We start from the raw sequence: 20,584 nt of genomic DNA on the forward strand, positions 1-20,584 counted from the left end.
TCGTCGTCAGGATGCTGGCCTTTATGAACCTTTCGACCGAGGATGGCCTGAAGGTGTACAGACCATCCAAGGAGATGAACCAACATGAAACTGAAAGACCAAGCCGCGATCATTACCGGGGCCGCGAGCGGCATCGGGCGTGCTACGGCGCGACGGCTGGCTGAAGACGGCGCGAAGATGATCTTGGTCGACTACAACGAGGAAACGCTCCACGAGACGCTGGAACTGGTCAAGGGACAAGGTGCCGAAGCCCATGCCGTCGTCGTAGACGTCTCGGACTCCGGCTCCGTTCACGGCTACGTCCAGACGGCCATTGAGAGCTTCGGCCGAGTCGACCTGTTCCACAATAATGCCGGCATCTTGCAGGTCCCCGGCCCGCTCCACGAGTCCAGCATCGAAGACTTCGACCAGATCGTTGCGGTGAACCTGCGCGGGGCCTTCATGGGCATGAAATACGTCTTGGAGCAGATGATGCTTCAGGGGTCGGGGTCGATCGTGAACACCGCATCACATGCAGCCATCCGGGCCGAACCGTCGATGGGGATGTACGCCGCCACCAAACACGCGCTGGCGGGGCTGACGGTGACGGCGGCCAGTGAATACGGCAGGCACGGATTGCGCATTAACGCTGTGTGCCCGGGCGGGGTGAAGACCGCCATGACCGCGGGCATGCCCGAATCAGCGGATCTCTCTGGCTTCGGGCCCATGCAACGCATGGCCGAGCCGGAGGAAATAGCCGCCACGGTGGCTTTTTTGCTCTCGGACGAGGCCTCCTACATCAACGGAGTCCTCCTGCCGGTGGATGGCGGCCTGGCCGTGTAGAGCTGAGAGGAACTCGATGATCTTCGGAATACTTAGGCTCGGGAACAATGGAACGAGCGATTCAGATCTCTAGCCCAAAATTATGCGGTCAGTAATTATCCATAATCCCCGGCTTGGTCGGCGAGGAGGGGGATATACCAAGCTGATTCATATACCCCAAGAGAAACACTGCCATAAACCCGAGTGAAACGCCGGAAAGAGTATTTTGCACTCGGCTATGTAGTTGCTGACGCTTCCACCTGTCGAGGGAGTCTAAACGCTCAGACCCGGAACATTTTTCGGCTTCTCGAAGATAGCGTTCTGTATTCCTCCGGTTATTTGCCATAAGCCACAACGTAAACCCAGCGAGAAGTGCCGCGTAAGTCAGCATTGCACTGAGAGGTTGGTCAGTTGCCGTTGCCACGACTACAACGGGAAACATGAAGCAGAAAGCCAAATCAAGCCCCCCATGAAGCAGTCCTGCCAAGTGAAGCCAAATGAGTGGTCATGATGTCGACAATCATCGACTGCCACAGCTCTGCCTAGACCATTGCCGCATAAAATCAAGGCCACAATTGCTACAGCTGCCATGACCAATGAGATCAGGGAGCCGATGGTTTCCTGTGCTGCTAGGAGACTGACCGCGCTGAAAACAACGAAGCTAAAAGCCCACAACAGAATCAGTACGGGCCAATCTCCGTACGATGACCGTGTGCCGCGTAGATATAGCGCATTCGCGTATAGGCCCCAAGCACAGAAGAATGCAGCCCCAGCTGACGGCAGGAAGATAAAAGAAAGCGTTAACCAGTCGGCACTCTGGACCATTTGAATATCCACTATGCGGCTTACGGCCCAGAATGAAGCCATAACGGTGAGTACAGTCAAAATAATGACTTGAAATGCCCGGTTCCGTTGGTTTCTTAGTACTAAATACAAGAATCCCACACCAGTAAGAAATATGAGCGGAATCCAAAGAACCCTAAAATCATCTTCCGTCCACGCCAATGCGATCGTGACTGAGGGACTAATCGCAAAAAGCAAGCCAGCCAAGTATGCGAAAAGGGTCAGGCCGCCCCATAAATAGACCCTGAAACGTTCTATACTTGCGGCGATCGCTTCTCCCGTGTTTTCGAAATGCACCATTCTTGCGGTGAGTAATCGCAGGGTCGTGTGAATTAGGAGAACAGCGCAATAGCCTATCGATAGAACGACTAATTCAGGAACAGCAATAGCCGTCGCGGCCCCACTAATAATCGACCACAGACCAATCGCTACAACTGTCAAGGCAATAAGACCAGAAATACTCCGCTCTTCATCCCGAACCGGCGTTTTGAACCAAGATTTTGTGCCTTTGATAGATATGTACATAAGTGCAGCCGCAACTAGTAGCCCAAAAATCTCACCAGAAATCTTGTCCCGAGATGGAACCGACGTTAAATTCTGATCGATCCATGTATCCCACGTTTCAGGCAAGTAGATCTGTTGACTCAGAAAGGTAGATGTCAGGGCCGCGAGCAAGACCACATGTAGCGCACCTTTGCGGGGAAGGGGGAAGAAGTCTTGCCCCATAGTTAGAAGCAGAGGCAAGAAAACCAGCAATGCCTGTATCGGTATCCCTACGTAGTAAATGCGGGTTGCTAGAAAGAGGAAACCGCTGCTGTTAAATGGCCGTTTCGGGAACCGGTAGTCCATGTACCGGGTACCTCCTTTCCATGGCGGGTACCGGCCGCCGATCGAGGTCGGCGGCCGATATCCATTCAGCTCGGCCCTGTAGTCTTGTCCCAGGGCATCGTGGTTAGTTCCAGTGGCCCTCGGTTTGGCGTCTTCTCATGTTTTGCTCACGCCGCATATCAACCGTTCCGAGTTTTATGTGGCGTGAGTTGTTAGCCAGCCGGTTCACGATCGAGTCTGCCGCGACTCGGTCGTGAATCATTTGGATCCAGTACTCCGGTCCGGTCTGGGCCAGGACCATCGTCGGCGCACGTCGGTCCCGATCGGCCAGGACCCCGAACAGGTCGTTGGTAGCTCTGGCATCGACTCCGACCGTTAAAAAGTCATCAAGGATGAGTAACTCGACTTCCTTGAGCTGGTTGAGCAGGTTCCGGTGGGCGATGTGGTCGTCGTGAACGCTGACCAGCGCCAGGGCCAGATCGTCCATGCGCCAGTAGCGGACACTGTGTTCGTTATGGCATGCCGCGACCCCGATCGCGCAGGCCAGGTGCGTCTTGCCTGAACCGGACATGCCGGTGATGACGACGTTGAGCTGCTCGCGGCTCCAATCGTTGGCGGCGTAACGGCTCATTTGTACCGGGTTCAGGTCCCCGCGGCCTTCCCGGTAGTCCAGTTCCTCGACAGTGGCGTCCGCGAACGGCATCCGGGCTTGGGTGATCAGTCTTTCGATTTTGTTGGAGCGCCGCTGCTCGAGGGCGTCATCGACGGCTTGGCGGAACAGTCTCTCCGGGGGCACCTGCTCGTTCGCTTCCTCGACCAGGAGCAGCTCGAGGGCCTCGGCGACGCGTGTGATGCGTAGGGTTTTGAACTTGTCGTGGTCCTCGCTGGTGAAGATGGGCATCAGAATCCCTCCTGGTAGTAATCGGAGCCGCGCACGAACACCTGCCCGGTGGTTTCCCGGTTTCCGAGGTGCTCGGGCTTGAGGGTATTGGCCGCGGCCCGGGGCACCGACGGAGCGTGCTGGTCGCTGGTGATGGTGGCCAGCACCCGCTTGAGGGTCGTATAGGTGGGGACCGCGGAGGTGTTGAGCACCTGCTGGCAGGCCGCCTCCAGGCGCGCCTTGCCCTTCTTGCCCAGCGCATCCAGAATATTCTGGCAGTCGAGGTAGCCCTGGGCCTCGATCACGTGCCGGTCCAGGACCTGGGTGATCACCCCGACGGTGGCGGGCCCAAAGCCTTTGGCACGGTCCAGGAACCAGGTGCGCGACCAGAGGTTGGCGACGTTCTGGTGCGCCGGCGGAACGTGCTCGGTGCTTGTCGAGTACTGGCCCTTGCGCCCGTGCTTGCGCGCGTGCTCACAGACGACCTCTTCCCCGGCGAAGAGCGTCACCGTGGTGCCGGTCAACCGGGCCTTGAGCATCTGCCCGGCCAGCCGGTAGGGCACCGAGTAGTGCTGGTAATCAGTGGTGACGTGGTAGTTCCGCTGGACCTTGAGCTGCTTCCAGGTCACCTGCGTGAACCGGTGGTCGGGCAGCTCTGCCAGGAGGGCTGCCTCCTCAGCGGTGAAGATTTCGCGCTTGGTGATCCCGTGCGGATTCTTCAGGTCGTTGACCTCCTCGACCTGCACCTGGATAGCCGCATTCAGCTCCTGGATCGTGGACCACACCTCGGCACTGAGCTTGCCGATGATGCGGTGGTTGGCGGTGCGCACCGCCCGCTCGATGGCGCCCTTGTCCTTCGGTGATTTCACCCGGGCTGGCACGATCGCGGTGCCGTAATGGGTGGCGAACTGGGAATACCGGTCGGTGAGCACCCGTTGGGTATCCCGGCGCTCGGGCCGGTATGTCGCGGTCTTGGCGTTATCGGGAATCAGGATCTGTGGGACGCCACCAAAATATTCAAGAGCCCGAACGTGCAGGTCGATCCACGCTTCGAGGTTCATCGACAGCGAGGCCCGGGCGAAGACCATCCCCGAATAGGGCAGCACTGCGGCGAACAGGTAGGCCTTGGCTACCCGGCCGGTGAAAATGTCGGTAACCGGCAGCGTTTGCCCGGCCCAGTCGACCTGCATCGAGCGACCCGGTTCGTGGTGGATCGTCGCGCTCAGGTCGTTGGTGGCCACGTGCCGGGCGAAAAGGGCACAGAACTTCGAATACCCGTATTTGCGGTGGTCTCCGGCGGTGGTGACGTAGGCCTGCCAGGCCTGCTGCAGGGTGAAGTTCCGGTCTCGCTTCATCCGCTGGAGCACCGGCTCGAAATCCGGAAGCTCATAGCCTTCGGACCGGGCGGATCGGCCGTCCGGGAACCAGTCGTCCAGGTCGTGGTCGGCGAGCTCCTGGACCTGTGCCGTGGTGGTGATGCCCCGGGTGGCCAGGGCCTTGTTGGCCAGGGAAATCCCGCGGCGCGAGCAGTTCAAGCTCGCGGTGATCTCGTGATAGCTGCGGCCCTGCACCAGCAGCCGCATGATGGCTCGGTAATCCGCCATCGGTCCTCCTTGAGGGTCAAGGCGCAACACCGTGTGTGTTGCTGCCATGACCAGAAGAACACATCCCCTGGAAGCGGTATCCGGTCGATGGAGAGGCGGTACCCGAAACGTGGACTACCGGTTCCAGAAGCCGCTATTTAACACGCTGCCTAAAAGAACAACTAGGCAGAATGCAAACCCCCATTCGCGAATGGATTCCGGGAGTTTACGATGCCTACTTCTCCACCCGGCCCACGCAGACGCATAAAGGATGGAGGGGAGAGCCCAGGCGATGACTAGTAAGACTTTTGTCGAGCTCTCGGCCGTTTCGTCCAGAGCAAGCAAGACGATGAAAGCCGGCCCAAGAAAGAATGCCCCCATAGTTGTTGGATCTCGTAAAGTCGTGCTCAAATGCGTGTGCTTTGTGTGAGCCAGAGCATAAAGAAATCTCAGAAGCCAGTAAGTGAGTGTGGCAGTGGCAACTACGAGGAAAGCAGCATGATAGAAACCCGCTCCGTTGAAATGGTGACGCGCAGGTATTGTCCAATTTAGGGCAGTCTCTGGATCGAGTATCCAATAAACTTGGGTGGAAGCACCGATGAGCACGGCGACGACCGTAGTCGTTCGAATCACTAAACGCGCGGCGATGCCTCGCACCTGAGTACTTCTTCCGAGGGAGACCAGGCAAAACAACCAAAGTGGCAGAACCACCGCGTCGCCATACACCGCTGATTTATAGTGGGAAACTTGCCCCACCAGATCAGCCAGAATATCAGCATGGCCAAAAAACCAGAGAGAAATAGTGACACTGCCCAATAAATCGCTGGCTTGTATGCCTTTTTCATGCTTTCTCCAAGCTTGAAAGGAACTTACAGGTCACGGCTGGATATTTCTGCGCAATTTGGGCGCCTGCTTTCAGACTACCCCCAGAGGGTGGTGTCTGGTATAGACAATTCACCCACGACACATAGCTACGTATAGATAGCTCCAGTGATGCGGATTGAGATACAAAGATCGAAGAGTCACGCATTTTTAGCGATGGAACGAGTCCAAGCTAAAAGAGCTACTTTGTCTCTGGGGCTGACACAGCGCGGTCTCGATATGCTTGAACTCATGAACGCATACCCTCCCCGGGGACCGCAGCTCCACGGAGTGGATCCAGCGGCCCCCACGACTCCTGTCTGGCCCCACGCCGAGCCGGCGGAAAACCTGTTCCATCCGGCGAGGCTGCCCTCGGTGAAACCGCCACGGCGCTATAGTCCGGGCCTGGTGATCGTGTTGGTGCTCAGCGGACTCATCCTGCTCGGTGTTGCTCTCTGGTTGGGACTGGTCCTGGGCGCCGGAACCCTGTTCGTCGTGGGCCTGTTGGCACTGTTCCCGCTCGCCATCTGCTTGATCGGCCTGGCCTGGGTGGACCGTTGGGATCCCGAACCCAAGCTGATTCTGATCAGTGCCTTCGTCTGGGGCGCCGGGGTTTCCGTGGTCGGGTCGTTGTTCTTCGGCGCAGCCTTTGAACGGGCCTTCGCCTCTCTGGCCGCAGTCGCCGGGCCCGATCTGTTCGGCGCGGTGGTGCAGGCCCCGGTGGTCGAAGAGACCATGAAGGGCCTGGGGGTGCTGCTGATCTTCTTCGTCGCCCGGAGGAACTTCGATGGCCCGGTGGACGGGATCGTCTACGGGGGAACGATTGCCGCCGGCTTCGCGTTCACCGAAAACATCCTCTACTTCTCCGACGCCTTCGCCGGAGCCGGGGCGGGAGCGGTGCAGGTGTTCGTGTTGCGTGGGCTCTTCTCCCCCTTCGCCCACGTGATGTTCACCGCGTGGACCGGATTCGCCCTGGGCCTGGCCGTCCAACGCGGGGCCCGTCGCTACTGGCCCTTCTACTTCCTGGCCGGGCTGATCCCGGCGATGCTCGGTCACTTCCTCTGGAACGGCGGGGTGGGGCTGATCTTCCACAACTTCTGGACGTTCTACGTGCTGCTGCAGGTCCCGTTGTTCATCTGCGCCATCGTGGCGGTGATCCTGCTGCGCCGGGCCGAACGCCGGCTGGTGGCCCAACGGCTGACCGATTATGCCCAGGCCGGCTGGTTCAGCCCGGAGGAGGTCGAGATGTTCGCCACCCGCCGCGGACGCCGCCAGGCCAACGGCTGGGCTTCGGCCACCGGGCGGCGGAAGGCCATGCGCGGTTTCACCCGGACGGCCATGCGCCTGGCGGCCACCCGCAACCGCATCATTGCCGGCTCCCACCGGCAGAAGGCCCAACGCGACGAGGCCAGGCTGCTGGCGCTGATCCTTGATTACCGGCTGGCCTTGACCGGCACCCCGCAGGCCCCGGGCACCGCCTGAGACGATCCATGCACCAACGACGGCGGGTGCCGTCCCCATCTCGGGGACGGCACCCGCCGTCGTACGCTGTCTTCTTTCCGGGGAACCCCGGTGTCGGCTAGGCCAACAGGGTGTCCTTGAGCTGCTGGATGCGTCCGAGCAGGCCGTTGATGAACTCCGGGGAGTCATCGGTGGAGAAAAGCTTCGCCGTGGCGACGGCCTCGGCCACCGCGACGGCGTCGGGCACATCGTCGTTGTACAGCAGTTCCCAGGTCCCCAGACGCAGCAGGGTGCGGTCCACCGCGGGCATGCGCTCCAACGTCCAGCCCTTGGCATAGGTGCTCAGGATCTCGTCGATCCGCTCGCCCTGGGCCATGACCCCTTCAATCAGCGTCAGCGTGTACTCGTTGACCGTGATGTCGGTGGTCTCCCGGCGCAGACGCATGGCCTCCAACGGGGAGACCTGACGCTGTTCGGCCTCGAACAGGACGTCGAGCGCCCTGCGCCGGGCCTTGGTGCGGGCACTCACTAGTTGACACGTCCCAGGTAATCGCCGGTGCGGGTGTCGACCTTGACCATGGTGCCCTGCTCGAGGAAGAGCGGGACATGGATCTCGTAACCGGTTTCCACCGTGGCGGGCTTGTTGCCGGCCGAGGAGCGGTCGCCCTGCAGGCCCGGCTCGGTGTAGGTGATCTCGAGCGTGACCGACGGCGGCAGCTCCACGTAGAGCACCGTGCCCTCATGCAGGGCGATGGTGACCATCTGCGATTCGAGCATGAAGTTCGCGGCATCGCCGACGACCTTGCCCTCGACGGTGAGCTGGTCGTAGTCCTCGGTGTCCATGAAGACGTAGTCGGCGCCGTCCTGGTACAGGTACTGGTAATCGCGGCGGTCCACGTTCGCGGTCTCGATCTTCAGACCGGCGTTGAAGGTCTTGTCAACGGTCTTGCCGGAGAGCACATTGCGCATCTTGGTGCGGACGAAGGCCCCACCCTTGCCGGGCTTCACATGCTGGAATTCGGTGATCGTCCACAGCTGGCCGTCGATCTTCAGCACGGTGCCGTTCTTGATGTCGTTAGTGGTAGCCACGAATACTCTCTCTGTTGATTCCCGCTCCGCGGTCAGTGCCCGCCCGGTCACGGGCAGGACTGCGGGTCGGGTCGCATTGTCAAAAAACCATAGCCATTCTAACGTACGGGCGAGGCCTTGGCCTGCGCGGCCGCCAGCGACCGCCGCGAGATCTCGATCCTGAACTCCTCGTCCCCGGCCTCCACGCGCAGGTCCAGCGCCAGCTTGAAGCGGGTCACCGCGGCATGGAAATCCCCCACCGTGTAGTAGAGGACCCCCAGCTGCTGCTGCAGTACCGACTCGTGCGGCAGGTCCTTATACTCCTCGATGAGGTTCCGCAGCCGGTTGATGGCCCGTTGCGGGTCGCCGTTGGCGCGGACGACATCGGCGTCGACCACGCGCATCGGGAAGTTCTGTGGCTCCACGAGCCGGGTCTCGGTGACCAGTTCCGCCGCGTCGGCGACATCACCGCGGGCGACGAGGATCATGACCTTCTCCACCGGGTTGGCCGTGGCGTAGGCCTGCCGTGCGGCCTCCTCGTCGACGACCTCGGCGAGCAGGGTTTCGGGGTCGATGGCCAGGCCCGGGATCCCGGTGCGGATCCAGTTCTCTGCGGTACTCATTGGGCGATTTCCTGGTAGGCGGCGAACAACAGGGACGTATCGGGGACCTCGAGCATCCCCGGTTTGGCCAGCCCGTCCAGGACCACGAAACGCAGCAGGTCCCCGCGGGCCTTCTTATCCCGGCGCATCCCGTCGAGCAGGGACTGCCAGCGGTCGCGGCGGTAGGACACCGGCAGGCCCAGGGACTCGAGGATGTTCCGGTGCCGGTCCGCCAGCTCGTCGCTGATCCGGCCCATCGAACGGGCCAGTTCGGCGGCGAAGACCAGGCCGATGGACACCGCTGCCCCGTGGCGCATCTGGTAGCGCTCGGCCAATTCGATGGAGTGGGCCAGGGTGTGTCCGTAGTTCAGGAACTCGCGCTGGCCTGCTTCGCGCAGGTCGCTGGACACGATCCGTGCCTTCACGGCGATGGTCCGTTCGATGATCTCGCGTAGCTGCTCGGTTCCGGCGGTGGAGGCGGCCTTCGGATCGGCCTCGATGATCTCCAGGATGCGCGGATCGGCGATGAAACCGCATTTAACCGCCTCGGCCAGTCCGGTGATCAGCTCGTTCGGCGGCAGGGTGGCCAGGGCATCCAGATCGACCAGGACCCCCGCCGGCGGGTGGAAGGAGCCCACGAGGTTCTTGCCCTCGGCCGTGTTGATGCCGGTCTTGCCACCGACCGCGGCGTCGACCATGCCCAACAGCGAGGTCGGGACGTGGATGACCTTGAGCCCGCGGAGCCAGGTGGCGGCGACGAATCCGGCCAGATCGCTCACCGCTCCACCACCGACCGAGACGATGGCATCGGAGCGGGTGTAGTCGTTCTGGCCCAGGACCTTCCAGCAGAAGGACGCGACCTCGATGTGCTTGCCCTCTTCGGCGTCCGGGATCTCTGCGGTCATCGCCGTGAGACCGGCGGCCTCCAGATCGGATTTGACGGTGTCACCGGTGGTGCGCAGGGCCCGCGGGTGGATGATCAGGACTTTGCGGACCCGCTCCCCCAGCAGACCCGGCAGTTCCCCGAGCAGTTGCTCTCCCACGACGACGTCGTAGTTGTCCTCAGGGGCCGTACCCGTCACGCTGATGCGGGTCGAAGCGCTGCTCATGTGGTGATGCCTCCAGATGTTGATGCATGACGCCGGTAGGCGCCCTCGATGTCTTCTGCCAACCGCGCGACGGATCCCGTGCGCGCGTCGATGGTCAGGCTGGCGCAAGCACGATACAGGGACTCGCGCTCCGCAAGGATATCGGCCCAGCGCCGGATCGGGTCCCCGTCGAGCAGGGGCCGGCCCGAATCGGCCTCGATCCGCGGGCGGACCGTGGCCAGATCGGTGTGCAGGTAGACCGTGAAGGAGCCGGCCAACAGGTCGCGGTTCCCCGGGTCCAGGACCACGCCGCCGCCGGTGGCGATCACGGACGGTTCCTCCCGTGAGGCCGCCCGGGCCAGGGTGGTGCTCTCCACGGTGCGGAAGGCCGCCTCTCCCCTCTTGGCGAAGAGTCCCGCGATGCTGCCATGCCCGGCGGTGATCTCCTCGTCGGTGTCCACGAAGCGGTATCCCAACCGGTCGGCCAGGGCCCGGCCCACGACCGATTTACCGCTGGCCATGGGCCCGATCAGGAAGATGTCCTGCACCATCAGTGGCGGACCGATCCCAGGGAATCGGGGATGGAATCCAGGTAGGAATCCAGGTTCCGGCGGGTTTCGGTCAACGAGTCGCCCCCGAACTTCTCCAACACCGCCTGGGCCAGTACCAGGGCGACCATGGCTTCGGCGACGACCCCGGCCGCCGGGACGGCACAGACATCGGAACGCTGGTGGTGGGCGGTGGTCTCCTCGCCGGTGGCCGTGTCGATGGTGCGCAGGGCCCGGGGCACGGTGGCGATGGGCTTCATGGCGGCCCTGACGCGCAGCGGATCCCCGATGCTCATGCCGCCTTCGATGCCTCCGGCGCGGTTGGAGGAGCGGCCGATGGTGCCGTCCTCCTCACGGACGATCTCGTCGTGGGCTGCCGAGCCGCGGCGGGCGGCGGTGAGGAAGCCATCTCCGACCTCGACCCCCTTGATGGCCTGGATGCCCATCAGGGCGGCGGCCAGGCGGCCGTCGAGGCGACGGTCCCAATGGACGTAGGAGCCCAGACCGGGAGGCAGGTTGTAGGCGATGACCTCCACGATGCCGCCGAGGGTCTCGCCGTCCTTATGGGCTCCATCGACCTCGGAAACCATGGCGTCTGAGGTATCCCGATCGAAGCAGCGCAACGGGTCGGCGTCCAGGGCGACGACGTCCTCGGGAAGGGGCAGGGCGGCGGTTTCGGGAACCGAGACGCTGCCCACGGCCACGGTGTGGCTGATCAGTTCGATGCCCAGTCCGGCCAGCAGGCGTGATGCTGCGGTTCCCAAGGCGACCCGGGCCGCGGTTTCGCGGGCGCTGGCGCGCTCGAGCACGGGGCGGGCGTCATCGAAGTCGTATTTCTGCATGCCGGTGAAGTCGGCATGTCCCGGACGTGGCCGGGTCAAGGGCGCATTACGCGCCAGGGAGGCCAATTCGGCGTCGTCCACCGGGTCGGCGTTCATCACCTTTTCCCATTTGGGCCATTCGGTGTTCGCGACCTCGATGGCCACCGGCCCACCCTGGGTGAGTCCATGGCGGACCCCACCGACGAAACTGACCTGGTCCTTCTCGAACTTCATCCGGGCGCCGCGCCCGTAGCCGAGCCGGCGCCGGGCCAGGGCATCCTGGACGTCGGTCGTGGTCAGGGGCACACCGGCAGGCAGGCCCTCCAGGATTCCTACGAGTGCGGGTCCGTGTGATTCGCCCGCCGTCAACCATCGCAACATGATCTCCATCCTGCCATGCCCATGGCTCAGTTCCGGGGGTGGGGCAGCCCCACTGCGTCACACATCACATTTGTGACTTGGCCCCAGTCGGCTTCGGTGACCCCGCTGAACATCTTCACCTGTTCAACCGCTTGGTGCAGGAGCATGGACAGTCCCCCGATCACGGTCCCGCCGGCGGCTTCCCAGGCCGAGGCCAGGGCACTGGGCCAGGGGTCGTACGCCACGTCGAGCAGCGCGGTCCCCGGGCGCAGGGTGGGCAGGTCCAGATCCTGGATCAGCCCGTCCGCGGCATGCGGGGGCAAGGTGGAGACCACCGCGTCGTAGCCTTCCAACCGCCGGGCCGCCGTCGCCACGTCAATGGCCTCGGCGGTACAACCCAGTGTCGTGGCCAGTTCGAGGACTCCTGCGGCCCGGGACCCGTCACGGACGACGTAGTCCACGCTCTGCGCGCCCATGCTCCGCAGGGCTTCGGTGGCCGCGCTCGCGGTGCCTCCCGCCCCGAGGACGGCCACGGCCCCCACCCGGTAGGCGCCGGCGTCGCCCAGGGCGCGGACGATCCCGTCGACGTCGGTGTTCTCCCCGCGCAGGTGGACCCGTCCCTCGGCCCGGCCGACCACGATGGTGTTCAGCACCCCCAGCCGCTGGACGCGTTCGGAGATGCTGTCCATCAAGGGCACCATGGCCTGTTTCAGGGGCATGGTCACCGAGGCACCCGTCCATCCGGGTTCCGTGCGCATCCTGGCGGTCAGTTCCCGGGCCTGCCCTGTGCCGGCCTCCACCCGTTGGTAGTCGATCGGGACCCGGAGTCGGGCGTAGGCGGCCTGGTGCAGGGACGGGGACTTCGAATGGGCGATCGGCTGTCCGAAGACCGCGGCCCGGGCTGGGTGGCTCACTTGCAGATGTCCTCGTTGTCGGAGCACCAGTCCCTGAACTCCTGCTGGTAGACCTTGTGCTGCTCATAGGTCTTGGCGAACTTCGTTTCACCGGTCTCGGTATTGACGGTCACCCAGTAGTAGTAGTCGTTCTTCTCGGGGTGGATGGCCGCGTCGATGGCCTTGTCGCCGGGCGAACCGATGGGCGTGGGGGGAAGGCCCCGGTGCTGGTACGAGTTGTACTTATTGCTCTTGTCCGCCTTCTCCTCCTTGCTCAGCTGCAGGGTGTAGCGGTCCAGGCCGTAGATGACGCTGGAGTCGACCTGCAGGAGCCCGTCGGTCTCCTTGTTGTCAGGCTTCAGCCGGTTGTCCAGTGCCCCGGAGACGATCTTGTAGTCCTTCGGGCTGGCCTCGGCCTGCAGGATGCTGGCGATCTTCAGGGCGCGGTACTGCTTGGCCGGATCCGTGACGCCCTGGCTGGTGAGCTCCTTGGTGGTGGCATCGACCATCTCCTGGAGCATGTCCTCGGCGGTGGCATCGAGCGGGAACCGGTATTCGCCCGGATGCAGGTACCCTTCGAGGTTCTTCACCGGCTTCTTGAGCCCGAACTTCTCGGGCTGGTCATTGAGGTCCTCGAGGTCACCGAGGGAAACACCGGTGTCCTCGGAGATCTTCTCGAACACCGCCTTGGTCCTGACGTTCTGCTTCACCGCCACATAGCTGACCTTGTCCGCGGCCTCGCCGATCAGGATGTCCGCGGCGTCCTGGGCTGCCATCTTGTATTTGAGCTGGTACTCCCCCGGATGGATTTCCTTGTTCTCGGCATCCGAGTCCTGGACGGCCTCGAGGAAGATCTTGCGGTCGGACACGATGTCCTTCTCGGTCAGGTGTCCGCCGATGACCGAGGGACCCCAGCCGGGTTCGACGGTGAAGGTCACTTCGCCTTCCCCGGGGCCCGGGTAGTCCTCGGTGGTCCACATGCCCAGGATGTTCTGGAGCAGCAGCACGGTGATGGCCAGGATGATGGCGAAGATGCCGATCACGATGGCCATGATCACGTTCCGACGCTTTCGGCGTCGCTTGCGGACCCCCGGGGTCGATTGGCTTCCGTTGAGCAGGGATTCGGTGGGGCTCTCCTCCTCGGCCTCCGGCTCGGGGTCGGCGAGCAGGAGATCCTCGGCCGCGGGCGCCTCGGAGGGGGCCTGGGCCGCGAGGGGTCCGGGGGTGTGTTCGGTGCCCACGTCGTCGGAATCAACCGGCGGGTGCGCCTGGAGCAACTCGGCCTGATGGTGATCACGCACCGGAAGGTCCTCGGGCGCCGGGTCCTCGACGGGTCCGCCGTCCTCCGTCACGGGGTCAGGAGTTCCGCCATCCCCGGTGTCGGCCGTCATTGCCGCGGGTGCGGTGGGTTCGGTATCCACGGGTTCGGGTTCGGTCGGGTCGGGATCGGCTGGTGCGGCGGCGTGCTGGGCCGCCGCCGGATGGGCCGGCTCCTCCCCGGGTGCGTGTTCATCCCAGGGGGCGGTCGGTGCCGCGCGGCGACGGCCCGAACGTAGACGACGGAACGGCGCGGGCGCCTCGGGCACCCCGGTGCCGTCGGCGCGCTCCTGAGGACCCCCGGGTTCGACGCCGGGGCCCTCGGATTGCTGCTCGTTCATCCTCTGATGTCCTTCACTGAAGATCGGTGCTGGCGGAACGCCCTCCGGAAATGACGGAGTCCCCCACATCGCGCTGTAGTGATTTTTGCATATCCAGCGCTTGTTGCAGAATATCCGCTGCGGCGACCTGGTCCACCACTTGACGATGTTTCCTTCCGTCGAGCCCGGAATCATGCAGGGCCCGATGCGCCGAAACCGTGGTCAGACGCTCGTCGATCAGCCGCACAGACACCCCGGGAGCCTGCTCCTGGAGCCCTTCGGCCAGGAGCGAGGCGTAGTCGCGGGCCATCTGTGTCGAGCCTGTTTCATGACCGCGGAGGGACCGGGGCAACCCCACGAACACCTGGACTGCTGCGTGTTCGACCACGAGCTTCGCCAGGACGCGCAGATCGCTGTTCTTCTTCAGATCCCGTTTCAAGGTCTTCAGCGGTGTGGCCAGCACCCCGTCGGGGTCGCAGAGGGCCACCCCGACGCGTGCCATGCCCACGTCGACCCCAAATTTCACTCCGCGCGGAGGGCCCGGCGCGTCGGAGCCGCTCAGGATCGTTCCGCGATCTGGCGCAGGACCGCGGCCAGCGCATCGCCGGTCCGGGCGGGATCGGAGCCGCCGCCCTGGGCGACGTCGTCCTTCCCGCCGCCGCCGCCGCCGAGGATGCCGGCGGCTGTGCGCACCAGGGCCCCGGCCTTGACGCCGAGCCCGCGGGCGGCCTCATTGGTGGCCACCAGGACCAAAGGCCGTGAGTTGGCGACGCCGGTCAACGCCACGGCGGCCGGTTCGGAGCCCAACCGGTTGCGCAGGTCCAGGGCCAAGGCGCGCAGGTCATCCGCCGAGGCGACCGCCCCGGCATCGTGGGCCAGGACCCTCACCCCGGCCACCTCGCGGGCCTGGGAGAGCAGTGCGCCGGCCTGTGCGGAGCGCTGCTCGGCCCGCAACTTCTCGATTTCCTTCTCGGCGGCCTTCAACCGGGACAAGGTTGCATGGATGCGGTCGGTCAATTCCATCGACGGGACACGGAACAAATCGGTCAGTTCGTTGACCAGTGCCCGTTCCGCGGCTCCGTGGCGGAAGGCCTCCATCCCCACGAGTGCCTCGACCCGTCGGTTGCCCGAGCCCACCGACTGCTCCCCCAGCAGGGTCAGGCTGCCGATCTGGGAGGTGTTGGCCACATGGGTGCCACCACACAGTTCGCGCGACCAGGCCCCATCGATCTCCACGACGCGCACGGTGTTCCCGTACTTCTCGCCGAAGAGGCTCATGGCGCCCATGTCCTTGGCCTCATCCAAGCCCATGACGTTGGTCTGGACCTCGTAGCTGTTGCGGATGGCCAGGTTGGCGACTTCCTCGACCTCGGAGCGGGCGGCCTGCGACAAGGCCTCGGTCCAGCTGAAGTCGAAGCGCAGGTAGCCGGCCTTGTTGAACGAACCGGACTGGCTCGCCTCGGGACCGAGGATCTGGTGCAGGGCGGCATGGACCAGGTGGGTGGCCGAGTGGGCCTGTTCGCCGGACCGGCGGCGCTGTGCGTCGACTTCGGCGGTGACCAGGGCATCGGAGGGCAGTTCGCCTTCGCGTACGACGGCACGGTGCACCGACAGTCCGCGCACCGGGGACTGGACGTCCAGGACCTCCACGACGAAGCCGTCTCCGGTGATCAGTCCCACGTCGGCGGCCTGGCCGCCGGCTTCGGCATAGAACGGGGTCTCGTCCAGGACCAGTTCGATCTCCTGGCCCTGCTCGGCGTAGCGGACCAGTTCCCCGTCGCGGACGATGCCGCGCACCGAGGACCCGGTGGTCAATTCGTCGTAGCCGGTGAAGACGGTGTCCCCGGCGCCATGGAGTCCGCTGAAGACGGTCAGGTCCGCGTGTCCGGCCTTCTTGGCCTTCGCGTCCTTCTGCGCCCGCTGGCGCTGTTCGCTCATCAGGGCGCGGAAGGCCCCTTCGTCGACGGCCAGACCTGCTTCCGAGGCCATCTCCAAGGTCAGGTCGATGGGGAAGCCATAGGTGTCGTGCAGGGCGAAGGCCTCTTCCCCGGACAGGGAGGTCCCGGCGGCCTTGGACGCGGTGACTGCATGTTCCAGTCGCGCGGTGCCGCTGGCGATGGTGCGCAGGAAGGCCCGCTCCTCGGCATAGGCGATCCGTGAGATGCGGGCGAAGTCGGTTTCGACCTGCGGGTAGACGCCCTTCATGGTGTCCCGGGAGACCGGAAGCAGTTCGGGCAGGACCGGATCCTCGACCCCGAGCAGCCGCATGGCACGGACCGCACGGCGGATCAGGCGACGCAGGACGTAGCCGCGTCCTTCGTTGGAGGGGCTCACCCCGTCGCTGATGAGCATGAGCGAGGACCGGATGTGGTCCCCGACCACGCGCAGGCGCACGTCGTCGGTATGACGGGGGTCCTCCGGGTCCTCGGTGGAGGAGTATTCACGTCCGGCCAGCTCGGCGGCCCGATCCAGGACCGGACGGACCTGGTCGGTCTCATACATGTTCTCGACGCCCTGCAGGATCATGGCCAGACGTTCCAGACCCAGACCCGTGTCGATGTTCTTCTGCGGCAGTTCTCCGGCCACATCGAAATCGGTCTTCGAACGCACCGCGGAGAGCTGGTACTGCATGAACACCAGGTTCCAGATCTCCACGAACCGGGTTTCGTCCACCGCCGGGCCGCCGTCGAGCCCGTAGGCGGGGCCCCGGTCGTAGTAGATCTCGGAGCAGGGTCCACCGGGGCCGGGCTGGCCGGTGGTCCAGTAGTTGTCTTCCTTGCCGGTGCCCACGATGCGTTCGTCGGGAACGCCCATCTGGTCGCGCCAGATCGCGCGGGCTTCGTCGTCGCGCTCCTCGCCATCCTCGTAGACGGTGACCCAGAGGCGTTCGGGGTCCAGCCCGAAACAGCCGTCATCGACCGAACCGGTCAGCAGCTCCCAGGCGTAGGAGATGGCTTCGGCCTTGAAGTAGTCCCCGAAGGAGAAGTTCCCGCACATCTGGAAGAACGTGCCGTGGCGGGCGGTCTGGCCGACTTCTTCGATGTCCCCGGTGCGCAGGCATTTCTGGATGCTCACGGCACGCGGGTAGGGGGCCTCCTCCTGGGCGGTGAGGTAGGGAATGAAGGGGACCATGCCGGCGACGGTGAACAGCAAGGAGGGATCGTTGGAGATCAACGAGGCGCTGGGCACGACGGTGTGGCCCTTGGCTGCGAAGAATTCAACCCAACGGTTGGCGATTTCCTGCGATTTCATGAGTGCTGGCGATCCCTTCATGGAACGGTACTGCGGGGTGTGGTGGAGCCTGGTGTCAGCGGCGGTGCGTGGGGGCGTCGGCCTGCGGGTCGTCCAGTCCCAGGGCGGTCCGCAATTCGGCCTCGCGGCCGTGCATCCCGTCACGGAATGCTTCGGCGGACGTGGTCATCGCATCGGCCAGTCGTCCGACGGAACGGTTCAGTCCCTCGCGGCCCAACCCCTGTTTGACGGTGGCGACCTTACGGGCCGCCAGCACGCCGACGCCGACACCGATCCCGACCCAAAAGAGCTTCTTGATCATGCTGGCCTCCTAGCGGCTGCGGCGGCCGGTGCCGCCGGTGGGTGCATTGATGGCGCTACGGACGCCGTGGGTGAAAGCCGCGACCTTGATCAGCGGTCCGCCGAGCACGGAGGCGGCCAAGGACGAGAGCGCGGTGACATTGGCCGAGGCGTCGGAGACGTTGTTGGTGATGCCATCGACCTTCTGCAGTTGTGCGTTCGTGGAGGAGACCGTCGTGGTGACTTCCTCCAGTAGGGGGCTGGTCCCGTCCGAGAGCTCACGCACGGCCAGACGCAGTTCATCAAAGACCCTTCCGAGCTTGATCACGGGAACGGCCAACAGTGCCACCAGAATGGCGAAGACCCCTGCGGCGATGAGGCCGGCAATATCGGACCCGGTCATATGGAACTGCTCCTCCTGCTAGGTGCTAATCAACAAAGGACAACATTACCTTTTTCCGCCAGCGGTGGCGCAGTCGGCCCACCGGGCGCCGTGTTTTCCGTAAGAACCCGACGATCCTCGCCTCCGGGAGGGCCCACCCGAGCACGATCCGCCAGCCCCTGGGCCATTCATTCCCCCTGCGGCGGAGTGAGGAGGGTGAGCTCGTTGCCTTCGGGATCGGCAAAGGTGCGCCGGAGCCCGTTCTGTCCCGTCAGGGCCCGTCCCCCTGCTTCCAGTACCGCTTCGGTCTTCAGGCGGGCCGTCTCGGTGGAGACCTGCAGTTCGATATGCAACCGGTTGCGTGCCCGGCGCCGGTCCTCGTCCACCGGATCCATCTGCTGGAAGAAGAGGACCGGGTTGAGGCGGCGAGGATCAACGATGTCGGTCACCGAGGGGCGGGGATCCTGCGCATAGCCCAGCACCGAGGCCCAGAAGCCCCGGACGGCGTCCACGTCGATCGCGTCCACGCCGAATTGGACGAAGCGGGTACGCCCCCTCTCGGCCGTGAGTCCCAGGCCCCGGGCCGCCGCCTGGATCCGGCCGGCCAGGGCCACGAATGAGGAGCCATCGGAGCGTTCGGCGTCGTCCCACTGGTCTTTGCCGCTGTCGATCGTGACTCGCCCGGGACGCAGATCCACCAGAAGCGGGATCTTCGCCTCGTCGGCCAGCTCGGCCACCGCGGTGGCCAGGGATACGGCCACGGTGCCGGAGGCGGCCGGGTAGGAAGCGGTCGCCCCGAACGCGACGCTCCAATCGCTGGTGTCCGGTTCCGGTGAAAGCACGCCGCCCGGAACGAGGTCGACCTCGTTTCCATCGATGTCGGCCAGGGTGAGCCCGTTGGCTCCGAAAGGCTCCTGGCCGAGGGTGGAACGGACTGCCTCCACCTGGCCTGGTGGTCTGACGACGTCGACATGGATCCTGCCGCGGAGGTCGTTGTGCGCCGATGGACTGGCCCATGAGATGGCCGGGTCGCGCCCGGTGGGATCCTCCAGCCGGGCGGCGCCGTCGTGTTCGTACCCAAGCACCGTCTGCCAGAAGGTCCCCTGCGAGGAGGAGTCGGAGGCGTCGATCGCCAGCTGCATCACCTGCACAGTGTCCGGATCGGAAGCCATCCCCAGTTCTCGGGCGGCCGTGGAGATCGCCCGGGCCCGGGCCGCTTCCTCGTCACTGAACCGCCCCGGGGCGCCCGGGTCGAAGTGGATCCGCAGGCCGCTGGACCGTAGATCGATATCGGGCAGGGTCCCGCCCTGGAATACCTCGGCGATGCGACCTGCCAGAAGAGCGCTCCCGGCCAGCGAAGGGGCGTTGAACCACGCGCAGGCTCCGTCGCCGAGGAAACTCCAGTCCCCGGGCCCTGCATCGTTTGCGAACCCCGTGTAGTGGGGTGGCTGCATCATGAGGACACCTTCCATCAGTGGGCTCGCACCGCGACGGTGCTGCTCCCCGCTGGAGGGACATTCGTGGCCCCCGGGAAGGCGCCCGGTTTTCGTGCCGAGTCTAGAAGCCAGGATGGTCCCTGCCTAGGTCGGTTCGCCATCCCGGTCTTCGCCGAAGGTCCACTGGCCGTTGTCATCCCCAAGGAAAAAACATGGAGCCCATGACCAGCAGGTCATGGGCTCCATGGGTGACGCGCAGTACGCGTCGGGAATCAGCGGTGGCTGGTTCCTAGCGTGCGTAGTACTCGACGACGAGGTTCTCTTCGCAGGTCACGGGGACCTCCGAGCGCTTCGGGCGGCGCACGAGGCGGGCCTGAAGTGCTTCCATCTTGACGTCCAGGTAGGCCGGTGCGGCCGGCAGGACGTCGCGGTGCGCGCCGGTGGCGGCAATCTGGAACGGAACCATGGTCTCGGACCGCTCGTGGACGGCGACCAGCTGGCCTTCGCCTACGCGGTACGACGGACGGTCAACGCGCTGTCCATCAACCACGATGTGGCGGTGAACGACGAGCTGGCGGGCCTGGGCGATGGTGCGGGCGATGCCCGAACGCAGAACCAGGGCGTCCAGACGCATCTCGAGGAACTCCACCAGGTTTTCACCGGTGTCGCCAGCTGAGCGCTTGGCATCCTCGAAGTAGCGGGCCATCTGTGCTTCACGGATGCCGTACTGGGCGCGCAAACGCTGCTTTTCACGCAGACGCACTGCGTAGTCGGAATCCTGCTTCTTGCGGGCGCGTCCATGCTGGCCGGGGCCATAGGGACGACGCTCCATGTACTTCTCTGCCTTGGGGGTCAAGGCAAGGCCGAGGGAACGCGACAGGCGAACCTTACGGCGGGCACGGGTGTGATTAGCCACTGGTGTCCTTCTTCTTTTTATCGGCGACTGTGTGTCACTGGCCTC

The 20,584-nt window shown here is 64.3% G+C and carries 19 protein-coding genes; 2 read left to right on the forward strand and 17 right to left on the reverse strand.

The window, feature by feature from the left end:
* The first annotated feature begins 84 nt into the window (after positions 1-84).
* Complete coding sequence (locus AC3ZI9_RS07740; RefSeq protein ID WP_489924009.1) at positions 85-822, forward strand: SDR family NAD(P)-dependent oxidoreductase; 738 nt, start codon at positions 85-87, stop codon at positions 820-822.
* A gap of 405 nt (positions 823-1,227) precedes the next feature.
* Here the strand turns inward: AC3ZI9_RS07740 and AC3ZI9_RS07745 are convergent, their stop codons facing one another.
* From AC3ZI9_RS07745 to istA, 3 genes are all read right to left on the reverse strand, one after another.
* A complete protein-coding gene (locus AC3ZI9_RS07745; protein ID WP_489924010.1) occupies positions 1,228-2,493 on the reverse strand; it encodes a hypothetical protein in 1,266 nt (421 codons plus the stop codon).
* Positions 2,494-2,596: 103 nt separating this feature from the next.
* On the reverse strand, positions 2,597-3,373 hold the full coding sequence (locus AC3ZI9_RS07750) for an ATP-binding protein (protein WP_444567020.1): 777 nt from the start codon (positions 3,371-3,373) through the stop codon (positions 2,597-2,599).
* On the reverse strand, positions 3,373-4,956 hold the full coding sequence (istA, locus tag AC3ZI9_RS07755; protein ID WP_444567019.1) for an IS21 family transposase: 1,584 nt from the start codon (positions 4,954-4,956) through the stop codon (positions 3,373-3,375). Before istA ends, AC3ZI9_RS07750 begins: the two co-directional genes overlap by 1 nt.
* A gap of 1,092 nt (positions 4,957-6,048) precedes the next feature.
* Here istA and AC3ZI9_RS07760 point away from each other — a divergent pair.
* Positions 6,049-7,278, forward strand: coding sequence for a PrsW family intramembrane metalloprotease (locus AC3ZI9_RS07760; RefSeq protein WP_489924011.1), 1,230 nt, complete (start codon positions 6,049-6,051; stop codon positions 7,276-7,278).
* 97 nt (positions 7,279-7,375) lie between these two features.
* Here AC3ZI9_RS07760 and nusB read toward each other — a convergent pair whose 3' ends face one another.
* From nusB to rpsD, 14 genes are all read right to left on the reverse strand, one after another.
* Positions 7,376-7,786: a transcription antitermination factor NusB gene (nusB, locus tag AC3ZI9_RS07765; protein WP_444566748.1), complete on the reverse strand. Its 411-nt coding sequence runs from the start codon at positions 7,784-7,786 to the stop codon at positions 7,376-7,378.
* The gene (gene efp, locus AC3ZI9_RS07770) at positions 7,786-8,346 is read right to left on the reverse strand and encodes an elongation factor P (protein WP_444566749.1); all 561 of its coding nucleotides are present in this window, start codon (positions 8,344-8,346) and stop codon (positions 7,786-7,788) included. The genes nusB and efp overlap by 1 nt, the downstream gene beginning before the upstream one ends.
* A gap of 98 nt (positions 8,347-8,444) precedes the next feature.
* Positions 8,445-8,948 (reverse strand): tetratricopeptide repeat protein, encoded by a 504-nt coding sequence (locus tag AC3ZI9_RS07775; protein ID WP_443381849.1) that lies wholly within the window; start codon positions 8,946-8,948, stop codon positions 8,445-8,447.
* On the reverse strand, positions 8,945-10,036 hold the full coding sequence (gene aroB / locus AC3ZI9_RS07780; protein WP_444555523.1) for a 3-dehydroquinate synthase: 1,092 nt from the start codon (positions 10,034-10,036) through the stop codon (positions 8,945-8,947). Before aroB ends, AC3ZI9_RS07775 begins: the two co-directional genes overlap by 4 nt.
* Positions 10,033-10,566 (reverse strand): shikimate kinase, encoded by a 534-nt coding sequence (locus AC3ZI9_RS07785; protein ID WP_444555524.1) that lies wholly within the window; start codon positions 10,564-10,566, stop codon positions 10,033-10,035. The genes aroB and AC3ZI9_RS07785 overlap by 4 nt, the downstream gene beginning before the upstream one ends.
* Positions 10,566-11,765, reverse strand: coding sequence for a chorismate synthase (aroC, locus tag AC3ZI9_RS07790; protein WP_444555525.1), 1,200 nt, complete (start codon positions 11,763-11,765; stop codon positions 10,566-10,568). Before aroC ends, AC3ZI9_RS07785 begins: the two co-directional genes overlap by 1 nt.
* A 26-nt stretch (positions 11,766-11,791) precedes the next feature.
* Positions 11,792-12,658: a shikimate dehydrogenase family protein gene (locus AC3ZI9_RS07795; protein WP_444555526.1), complete on the reverse strand. Its 867-nt coding sequence runs from the start codon at positions 12,656-12,658 to the stop codon at positions 11,792-11,794.
* Positions 12,655-14,295 (reverse strand): endolytic transglycosylase MltG, encoded by a 1,641-nt coding sequence (gene mltG, locus AC3ZI9_RS07800; protein ID WP_444555527.1) that lies wholly within the window; start codon positions 14,293-14,295, stop codon positions 12,655-12,657. The genes AC3ZI9_RS07795 and mltG overlap by 4 nt, the downstream gene beginning before the upstream one ends.
* A 13-nt stretch (positions 14,296-14,308) precedes the next feature.
* Entirely contained in the window at positions 14,309-14,776 is a 468-nt protein-coding gene (gene ruvX / locus AC3ZI9_RS07805) for a Holliday junction resolvase RuvX (RefSeq protein WP_489924026.1), read from the reverse strand.
* A gap of 56 nt (positions 14,777-14,832) precedes the next feature.
* Entirely contained in the window at positions 14,833-17,526 is a 2,694-nt protein-coding gene (gene alaS, locus AC3ZI9_RS07810) for an alanine--tRNA ligase (protein ID WP_444555529.1), read from the reverse strand.
* Between the two features lie 55 nt (positions 17,527-17,581).
* Entirely contained in the window at positions 17,582-17,827 is a 246-nt protein-coding gene (locus AC3ZI9_RS07815) for a hypothetical protein (protein WP_444555530.1), read from the reverse strand.
* Positions 17,828-17,836: 9 nt separating this feature from the next.
* Positions 17,837-18,208 carry a DUF948 domain-containing protein gene (locus tag AC3ZI9_RS07820; RefSeq protein ID WP_444555531.1) on the reverse strand — a complete coding sequence of 124 codons (372 nt, stop codon included), beginning with the start codon at positions 18,206-18,208 and terminating at the stop codon, positions 17,837-17,839.
* Positions 18,209-18,375: 167 nt separating this feature from the next.
* Positions 18,376-19,644 carry a VOC family protein gene (locus AC3ZI9_RS07825; RefSeq protein ID WP_444555532.1) on the reverse strand — a complete coding sequence of 423 codons (1,269 nt, stop codon included), beginning with the start codon at positions 19,642-19,644 and terminating at the stop codon, positions 18,376-18,378.
* 268 nt (positions 19,645-19,912) lie between these two features.
* Positions 19,913-20,539 carry a 30S ribosomal protein S4 gene (gene rpsD, locus AC3ZI9_RS07830; RefSeq protein WP_444555533.1) on the reverse strand — a complete coding sequence of 209 codons (627 nt, stop codon included), beginning with the start codon at positions 20,537-20,539 and terminating at the stop codon, positions 19,913-19,915.
* Positions 20,540-20,584 lie beyond the last annotated feature (45 nt).

The organism is Arthrobacter sp. AOP36-F1-5 (assembly GCF_058137995.1).

What these genes read in the sequence shown, in the direction of transcription:
- AC3ZI9_RS07750 (WP_444567020.1), bottom strand. Translation starts at nt 3,373, where the DNA reads ATGCCCATCTTCACCAGCGAGGACCACGACAAGTTCAAAACCCTACGC.
- aroC (WP_444555525.1), bottom strand. Translation starts at nt 11,765, where the DNA reads ATGTTGCGATGGTTGACGGCGGGCGAATCACACGGACCCGCACTCGTA.
- aroB (WP_444555523.1), bottom strand. Translation starts at nt 10,036, where the DNA reads ATGAGCAGCGCTTCGACCCGCATCAGCGTGACGGGTACGGCCCCTGAG.
- mltG (WP_444555527.1), bottom strand. Translation starts at nt 14,295, where the DNA reads ATGAACGAGCAGCAATCCGAGGGCCCCGGCGTCGAACCCGGGGGTCCT.
- AC3ZI9_RS07815 (WP_444555530.1), bottom strand. Translation starts at nt 17,827, where the DNA reads ATGATCAAGAAGCTCTTTTGGGTCGGGATCGGTGTCGGCGTCGGCGTG.
- istA (WP_444567019.1), bottom strand. Translation starts at nt 4,956, where the DNA reads ATGGCGGATTACCGAGCCATCATGCGGCTGCTGGTGCAGGGCCGCAGC.
- AC3ZI9_RS07740 (WP_489924009.1), top strand. Translation starts at nt 85, where the DNA reads ATGAAACTGAAAGACCAAGCCGCGATCATTACCGGGGCCGCGAGCGGC.
- AC3ZI9_RS07820 (WP_444555531.1), bottom strand. Translation starts at nt 18,208, where the DNA reads ATGACCGGGTCCGATATTGCCGGCCTCATCGCCGCAGGGGTCTTCGCC.
- AC3ZI9_RS07775 (WP_443381849.1), bottom strand. Translation starts at nt 8,948, where the DNA reads ATGAGTACCGCAGAGAACTGGATCCGCACCGGGATCCCGGGCCTGGCC.
- alaS (WP_444555529.1), bottom strand. Translation starts at nt 17,526, where the DNA reads ATGAAATCGCAGGAAATCGCCAACCGTTGGGTTGAATTCTTCGCAGCC.
- AC3ZI9_RS07745 (WP_489924010.1), bottom strand. Translation starts at nt 2,493, where the DNA reads ATGGACTACCGGTTCCCGAAACGGCCATTTAACAGCAGCGGTTTCCTC.
- ruvX (WP_489924026.1), bottom strand. Translation starts at nt 14,776, where the DNA reads ATGGCACGCGTCGGGGTGGCCCTCTGCGACCCCGACGGGGTGCTGGCC.
- AC3ZI9_RS07825 (WP_444555532.1), bottom strand. Translation starts at nt 19,644, where the DNA reads ATGATGCAGCCACCCCACTACACGGGGTTCGCAAACGATGCAGGGCCC.
- AC3ZI9_RS07760 (WP_489924011.1), top strand. Translation starts at nt 6,049, where the DNA reads ATGAACGCATACCCTCCCCGGGGACCGCAGCTCCACGGAGTGGATCCA.
- AC3ZI9_RS07785 (WP_444555524.1), bottom strand. Translation starts at nt 10,566, where the DNA reads ATGGTGCAGGACATCTTCCTGATCGGGCCCATGGCCAGCGGTAAATCG.